This is a genomic window from Paraburkholderia oxyphila NBRC 105797 (assembly GCF_000685075.1).
GTDB classification, from domain to species: Bacteria; Pseudomonadota; Gammaproteobacteria; order Burkholderiales; family Burkholderiaceae; genus Paraburkholderia; species Paraburkholderia oxyphila.
In genome coordinates, this window is record NZ_BAYD01000179.1 from 1 (window position 1) to 6845 (window position 6845).

Annotated in this window: 7 protein-coding genes; 3 read left to right on the top strand and 4 right to left on the bottom strand. The window is 65.6% G+C overall.

The window, feature by feature from the left end; genetic code table 11:
* Positions 1–55: 55 nt before the first annotated feature.
* Entirely contained in the window at positions 56–706 is a 651-nt protein-coding gene (gene leuD / locus BO1_RS46530; protein ID WP_028223426.1) for a 3-isopropylmalate dehydratase small subunit, read from the bottom strand.
* A 17-nt stretch (positions 707–723) separates the two neighbouring features.
* Complete coding sequence (gene leuC, locus BO1_RS46535; RefSeq protein WP_028223427.1) at positions 724–2133, bottom strand: 3-isopropylmalate dehydratase large subunit; 1410 nt, start codon at positions 2131–2133, stop codon at positions 724–726.
* Between the two features lie 406 nt (positions 2134–2539).
* On the opposite strand from leuC, the gene BO1_RS46540 reads away from it, so the two are divergent.
* The 3 genes from BO1_RS46540 (at position 2540) to BO1_RS46550 (ending at position 4460) form a co-directional block, all read left to right on the top strand.
* Complete coding sequence (locus BO1_RS46540; protein ID WP_028223428.1) at positions 2540–3559, top strand: TerC family protein; 1020 nt, start codon at positions 2540–2542, stop codon at positions 3557–3559.
* Between the two features lie 138 nt (positions 3560–3697).
* Entirely contained in the window at positions 3698–3994 is a 297-nt protein-coding gene (locus tag BO1_RS46545) for a TFIIB-type zinc ribbon-containing protein (protein WP_028223429.1), read from the top strand.
* 55 nt (positions 3995–4049) lie between these two features.
* Positions 4050–4460, top strand: a complete 411-nt coding sequence (locus BO1_RS46550; RefSeq protein WP_028223430.1) for a tellurite resistance TerB family protein — start codon at positions 4050–4052, stop codon at positions 4458–4460.
* A gap of 156 nt (positions 4461–4616) precedes the next feature.
* Here the strand turns inward: BO1_RS46550 and BO1_RS46555 are convergent, their stop codons facing one another.
* A complete protein-coding gene (locus tag BO1_RS46555; protein ID WP_028223431.1) occupies positions 4617–5273 on the bottom strand; it encodes a response regulator transcription factor in 657 nt (218 codons plus the stop codon).
* Between the two features lie 33 nt (positions 5274–5306).
* A complete protein-coding gene (locus BO1_RS46560) occupies positions 5307–6650 on the bottom strand; it encodes a sensor histidine kinase (RefSeq protein WP_028223432.1) in 1344 nt (447 codons plus the stop codon).
* Between the last annotated feature and the right edge of the window lie 195 nt (positions 6651–6845).

Consider the following 6845-nt stretch of genomic DNA (forward strand, 5'->3'; position numbering starts at 1 on the left):
TTTAAGGCCAAAGCAACACAGAGCCACCGGCCTTAAAACACCTCAAAACAACCGCTTAAATAACGCGGTTCTTCAGCCAGGGCTGACGCGCAAGCCGCTCAGCTTCAAACTGCCGAATCTTGTCGGCATGCCGCAGCGTAAGCCCAATATCATCAAACCCATTCAACAGGCAATAGCGCCGGAACGCAGCCACTTCAAACGGATATTCCTTGGCGCCGTCCACGGTCCGCACGACCTGCTTATCCAGATCGACGGTGAGCTGAAAGCCGTTAAAAGCATTCGTTTCGTTGAACAGATGATCGACATCCGCCTCGGAAAGCACGATCGGCAGCAGCCCGTTCTTGAAGCAGTTGTTATAAAAAATATCAGCAAAGCTAGGCGCAATGATCGCCCGAAACCCATACTGATCGAGCGCCCAAGGCGCGTGCTCCCGCGAGCTACCGCATCCAAAGTTCTTGCGCGTCAACAGAATCGACGCCCCCTGATATCGCGGCTGGTTCAGCACAAAATCCGGATTGAGCGGACGCTTCGAGTTATCCTGCCCCGGCTCGCCGTGATCGAGATAACGCCACTCGTCGAATGCATTCGGCCCAAAGCCCGTGCGCTTGATCGACTTGAGAAACTGCTTCGGGATGATCGCGTCGGTATCCACATTCTCGCGATCGAGCGGCGCCACGAGGCCGGTATGTACGATGAATTTTTCCATGATCGGTGATCCAGTCCTCAGCCCAGCTTGCGAATGTCGACGAAGTGCCCTTCGATTGCCGCGGCGGCAGCCATGGCCGGGCTCACGAGGTGCGTGCGTCCGCCCGCGCCCTGGCGGCCTTCGAAGTTGCGGTTCGAGGTGGACGCGCAGCGCTCGCCCGGCTCCAGCCGGTCCGCATTCATCGCGAGGCACATCGAGCAGCCCGGCTCGCGCCATTCGAAGCCCGCTTCGGTGAACACCTTGTCGAGCCCTTCGCGCTCGGCCTGCGCCTTCACGAGACCCGAGCCCGGCACGACCATCGCGAGACGAATGTTCGACGCGACGCGGCGGCCGAGCTTCTTCACGACGTAAGCAGCAGAGCGCAGGTCTTCGATGCGCGCGTTCGTGCACGAGCCAATGAAGATCTTGTCCGGCTTGATCGATTCGATCGGCGTGTTCGGCTCGAGCGCCATGTACTGCAGCGCGCGTTCCATCGCGTCGCGCTTGACCGGGTCCTTTTCGCGCTCGGGATCGGGCACGCGGCCATCGATCGACGTGACCATTTCCGGCGACGTACCCCACGTGACCTGCGGCACGATGTCGGCGGCGGTCAGCTCGACCACGCGGTCGAAGTGCGCGCCGTCGTCGGTGCGGAAGCCCTTCCAGTATTCGACAGCCTGATCCCACTCCACGCCCTGCGGCGAGAACGGGCGGCCCTTGAGGTATTCGATCGTGGTGTCGTCCACGGCCACCATGCCCGCGCGCGCGCCAGCTTCGATCGCCATGTTGCACACGGTCATGCGGCCTTCCATCGTCAGGCCGCGGATCATCGAGCCGCCGAACTCCATGGCGTAGCCCGTGCCGCCCGCCGTGCCGATCTTGCCGATGATCGCGAGCACGATGTCCTTCGCGGTGCAGCCGCGCGGCAACTGGCCCTCGACCTTCACGAGCATGTTCTTGCTCTTCTTCTGCAAGAGCGTTTGCGTGGCCAGCACGTGCTCGACTTCCGAGGTGCCAATGCCGTGCGCGAGCGCGCCGAACGCGCCGTGCGTGGAGGTGTGCGAGTCGCCGCACACGATCGTCATGCCCGGCAGCGTGGCGCCCTGCTCCGGCCCGATGATGTGGACGATGCCCTGGCGCAGGTCGGTCATCTTGAACTGCGTGATGCCATAGGCGTCGCAGTTCGCATCGAGCGTGTCCACCTGGAGCTTCGAGACCGGGTCCGCGATGCCGTGGCTGCGGTCGGTGGTGGGCACGTTATGGTCGGAAACGGCCAGGTTCGCGCTGAGGCGCCACACCGGGCGCTCGTGCAGCTTCAGGCCTTCGAATGCCTGCGGACTGGTGACTTCGTGCAGCAGATGACGGTCGATGTAGAGGAGCGTCGTGCCGTCGTCTTCCGTGTGGACCACATGGGAGTCCCACAACTTGTCGTAGAGCGTCTTTGCCATGATATGCGGGGATTGAATGACTTCGTGTGACTGCGGGGGCGTTGCGTTGTGAATCGATTATGCCACGCGAAATGCGCCGCCCGCACCGCTTCTCGCGAAAAAAAGCGATAAAAAACAGGGAGTTGGGTGGTAGTGGCGATACCTGTATCGATGTTACCCGGCGAGCGGCGCGAGCGCTTTTGGCCCGCTGCGCGCCGCCCGCGCGCAGGGAAACCCTTGTTTTTCCGGCTATTTTTCCGGCCGGTCACGCGAATCATTGCAGCGCGCGCTTCATACGCCTCATTCCCCGCTCATTTTCCGTCGCTAAGCTGACGTTTGGGCCCCGGCCCAATCGTCAGCCATCGCGCGAATCCCGCGCGTGGCCGAATTTCCACCCAGATGCAACGCCACGACAAGGACTCACCCCATGCTCCCGCCGCTTTTCACCGCCAGCTTCCTCGGACAGCCTGTCTGGCTCTGGGCCGCCTTCCTCGCGGTGGTGATCGTGCTGCTGGCGCTCGATCTCGGCGTGCTGCATCGCGACGACCGCGAAATCGGCATCCGTGAAAGCCTGTGGCTCTCGCTCGGCTACATCGCGATCGGCGTGCTGTTCGGCGGCTTCATCTGGTGGCAGCTCGGCGCACAGCCCGCCACCGAGTACCTCACCGGCTATCTGATCGAAAAGTCGCTCTCGCTCGACAACGTGTTCGTGATCGCGTCGATCTTCGCTGCGCTCGCGGTGCCGCGCGTGTATCAGCATCGCGTGCTGTTCTGGGGCATCGTCGGCGTGCTGGTGCTGCGCGCGGTCATGGTGGGCCTCGGCGCGGCGCTCGTCGCGCAGTTCGAGTGGATGCTGTTCGTGTTCGGTCTCTTTCTCGCGGTGACCGGCCTGAAAATGCTGCTCGGCACGAAAGAAGGAACGAACGAAAACGCCAGCGAAAAAGCAGGCGTGGAAAACAGCAAGACGCTGCGCCTGATCCGCCGTGTGCTGCCCGTCACGCCGCGGCTCGAAGGCGGCGCGTTCATCGTGCGGCGCGCGCACCCGGAAACGGGCAAGCTCAAGCGCTTCGCCACGCCGCTGCTGGTCGCGCTGCTGATGGTCGAATTCGCCGATCTGATCTTCGCCGTCGACTCGATCCCGGCGATCTTCTCGATCACCACCGATCCGTTCATCGTCTACACGAGCAACATCTTCGCCGTGCTCGGCCTGCGCGCGCTGTTCTTCGCGCTCGCGGCCATGGCGCACCGCTTCCACTATCTCAAGCATGCGCTCGCGCTCGTGCTGGTGTTCATCGGCGCGAAGATCTTTCTGGTGGGCATCATCGGCAAGATTCCGCCGCTGCTGAGCCTCGGCGTGACGGCGGCGCTGCTCGCGGGCGGCGTGCTGGTGTCGCTCTTCAAGACGCGTGCGCCCGAGCGCAAGGGCGGCAGCCTGGAGACGCCGTAACACGTGTGGGGACGGACCCGCGCCGTCCTCATTCTTCGCTCATTTTTCTCTGCGAGGATGAATTCCATCGCAGCCGCACCGGCCCGCAAGAGCAAGCCTGGTGCGGGCTTCGACGATCCAACTTCAACGGAGCGCATCATGAAATGCCCGAACTGCCCTGACACCACGCTCGCGATCTCGGAGCGTCAAGGCGTCGAACTCGACTACTGCCCGCAATGCCGCGGCGTCTGGCTCGACCGCGGCGAACTCGACAGGCTGATCGAACGCGCGGTGGCCGCCAGTTCCGCCGAAGCACGCCGCTTCGACGACGGCTACGGTGGGCAGCACGGTGGGCATCGCGCCGCGCGCCACGACGATCACGGCGCACGGCGCAGCCACGAGCGCAACGGCGACGGACGCCGCCACAAGTCCTGGCTGCGCGACCTGCTCGACTAGGCGAGCGCTTGCGCCGCGCACGATCCCTGCAACGATCTCTCGACCACACTCGACCATGCGAACCTACACCAGCAATAGCCCGCAGGCCGCGGGCCGAATCGTCGCCATCGCCCTGCTCGCCGACGGCCATCTGTGCACCCGCGAACTCGCCGCCGTGCATCGCGCGCGCATGGCGGACCGGCTCGGCCTCGCGCCCGGGGAATTCGGCACGATCCTGCAAGACCTTTGCGAAGACTTGCTCACGAACGCGCATCTGAACTGGAGCGACGCCTGCAAGCTCGACTCCAACGTCATGCAGCAGGTCATGTGCGAGCTCGAAGATCCGGCGCTGCGCGCCGAGGTGCTCAGCCTGTGCCTCGTGGCGGTCCACGCGGACCGTCATCTAACGGATAGCGAGGCCGAGCTGGTCAACGCGCTCGCGAACGCATGGCGCGCGCATCCGTGGCAACGCTTGCTGGCCTCATGAGCGCCCAATAGCGACACACAAGCACCGCAGTCATAGACCTCTGTTTTGGCGTGCGCGCTGGCGCTTCCCTCCGCTACGCGCGCCGCGCGGCGAGCTTCGCGCTCGCCGCGTTTTTTCATTTATGGCTTTCGCGCGTTGCGGTTCGCGTGCCGCCATTCAAACGCACACCGCCCAGCCGAGACCCCGGACGTTGCGAATGACCGCGTTGCCAAACTTGCGCCGCACGCTGTAGATCACCGCGTCCACGGCGTTGCTCTCCACCTCCTCGCCCCAGCCATAGAGCCGCTCTTCGAGTTGCTGGCGCGAGAGGATCGCGCCGGGCCGCTCCAGCAGCGCGAGCATGAGTGCGTACTCGCGCGCCGAGAGATCGTCGGACTCGCCGTCGAAGCTCAAACGCCGCGTGTTCATATCGAGCGTCACGCGCGCGCTGCCCATCGTCGACGAGGCGAAGCCCGACTTGCGCCGCACCACCGCGCGAATGCGCGCAAGCAGCTCCTTGCTCTCGAACGGCTTGACGAGGTAGTCGTCGGCGCCGAGATCGAGGCCCTCGACGCGCGTATCCACGTCGTCCTGCGCGGTGATGATGATGACGGGCGTGGCGTCGCTGGCCTCGCGCAGGCCGCGCAGCACGTCGAGGCCACTCATGTCGCCGAGGCCCAGGTCGAGCAGGATCGTCGTATACGAGCCGTCGCGGACGGCCGCGCGGCCGTGCTCGCCCGTGCGCACCCAGTCGACACTATAGGAGGCATCCTTCAGCGCGCGCAGCAGCGCGGGCCCGATCAGCAGATCGTCTTCGATCAGCAGAATCCGCATCGCTCAGTTTTCCTCAATATCTTCTTGCGCTTTTCAGTGCGTATCGTTTAAGGCAAGCGGCAGCTCGATGCGCGCGACGATGCCCGTATGGCCATCGGCACGATTTTCGAGCGTCACGCGGCCGCGATAGCTTTGTGCCAGCGCCTGCGCAATCGCCAGTCCAAGGCCGCTGCCTTCGGCGTCGTTGCCGCCCGCGCGAAAGAAGCGGTCGAACACGCGCGGCAGGTCGTCTTCGGCGATGCCGGGGCCGTCGTCGGTCACTTCGATCGTCACCGTTTGCGCCTCGCAGCGCACCGTCACGTCGACGCGCCCGCCCGCACGCCCATAGCGAACCGCGTTGTCGACGAGATTGCGCACCAGCACGCGCATGTCGGCCTCGGTCGCGCGCACGCTGGCGTCGTCCAGACGCTCGACGCCCAGATCCACGCCGCGCGCATCGGCGAGCGGCAGCAGGTCGGCGAGCACCTCGGTCACGAGCTGCGGCAAGGCGACGTCGGCGCGCGCGCGCTGCCCGCCGCCGATTTCCGCGCGCGCGAGGCCGAGCAATTGCGACACGAGCGAGCCCGTGCGCGCCACGCCGCGCCGCAGCTCGTCGAAGCGTTCGTGGTACTGATCGGGCGGCGCGTCGCGCAGATTGTCGATCTGCAACTGCATGGCCGAAATGGGCGAACGCAGCTCGTGCGCGGCGTCGGCGATGAACTTGCGCTCGGCGTTCACGAGCACTGAAAGGCGCTCGATCATGCGGTTGATCGACTCGACGAAGGGCCGCAGCTCCACCGGCGCCTTCTGCGCGTCGAGCGGCTTGAGCTCGTGCAGATCGACTTTCGCCGCGCGCCGCCCGATGCGCTCCAGCGGCCGCAGCGACAGCCGTACCGTGACGGCGATCGTCAGCACGAGCAGCGGCAGCAACGCGAGCACCGGCAGCAGGCTCCAGAACGCCACGCGCAGCGCATTGCGGTTGCGCATGCTGCGCGACTCGGCCACCTGGATCTGCTCGTCGCCGGTGGCGAGCGCGAAGACGTCCCATGCTTCGCCGTCGTATTGCACGGTGGAGTAGCCCGCCTGCGCGCGCGGCAATGCGATGTCGGGGTCGCTGGTGCGGCCTGGCGCGGCGAGGTCGTGCGCGGACCAGATCTGCACGACGAGGTCGTCCGAAGGCAGGCGCACGCCGTTGGGCTCGCGGCTCGACCCGCCATGACGATGCGGCACGCCGGATTGCACGTGCGCGGCGGCGTCGCGCAGGCTCGAGCTGAATTCGCTCGCGAGACTGCGCACCACGAGAAAAGTGCCGAGCGAGCCGAGCAGACCGACGAGAATCGCCAGCGTGCCAATGGCGATGCTCAGGCGGCGGTGCAGGGAGTGCGCAGCGAAAAACATGGAGCGGCTCGGGAATTTGGGCGCGTTCCATCATAAAGGATTCGCTGTGATCCGCAGGCGGCGGGCCGCCGTTCGCGGACGGCGGCCGCGCGGCTGGGCGCGGCTGGGCGCGGCGCAGATCGGCGCCGCGGATCGCGCCAGGGGCGGCGCGATCTGCCCTTGGCGCCGCTGCGAACCGCGCTAGCGGCGGGCGCC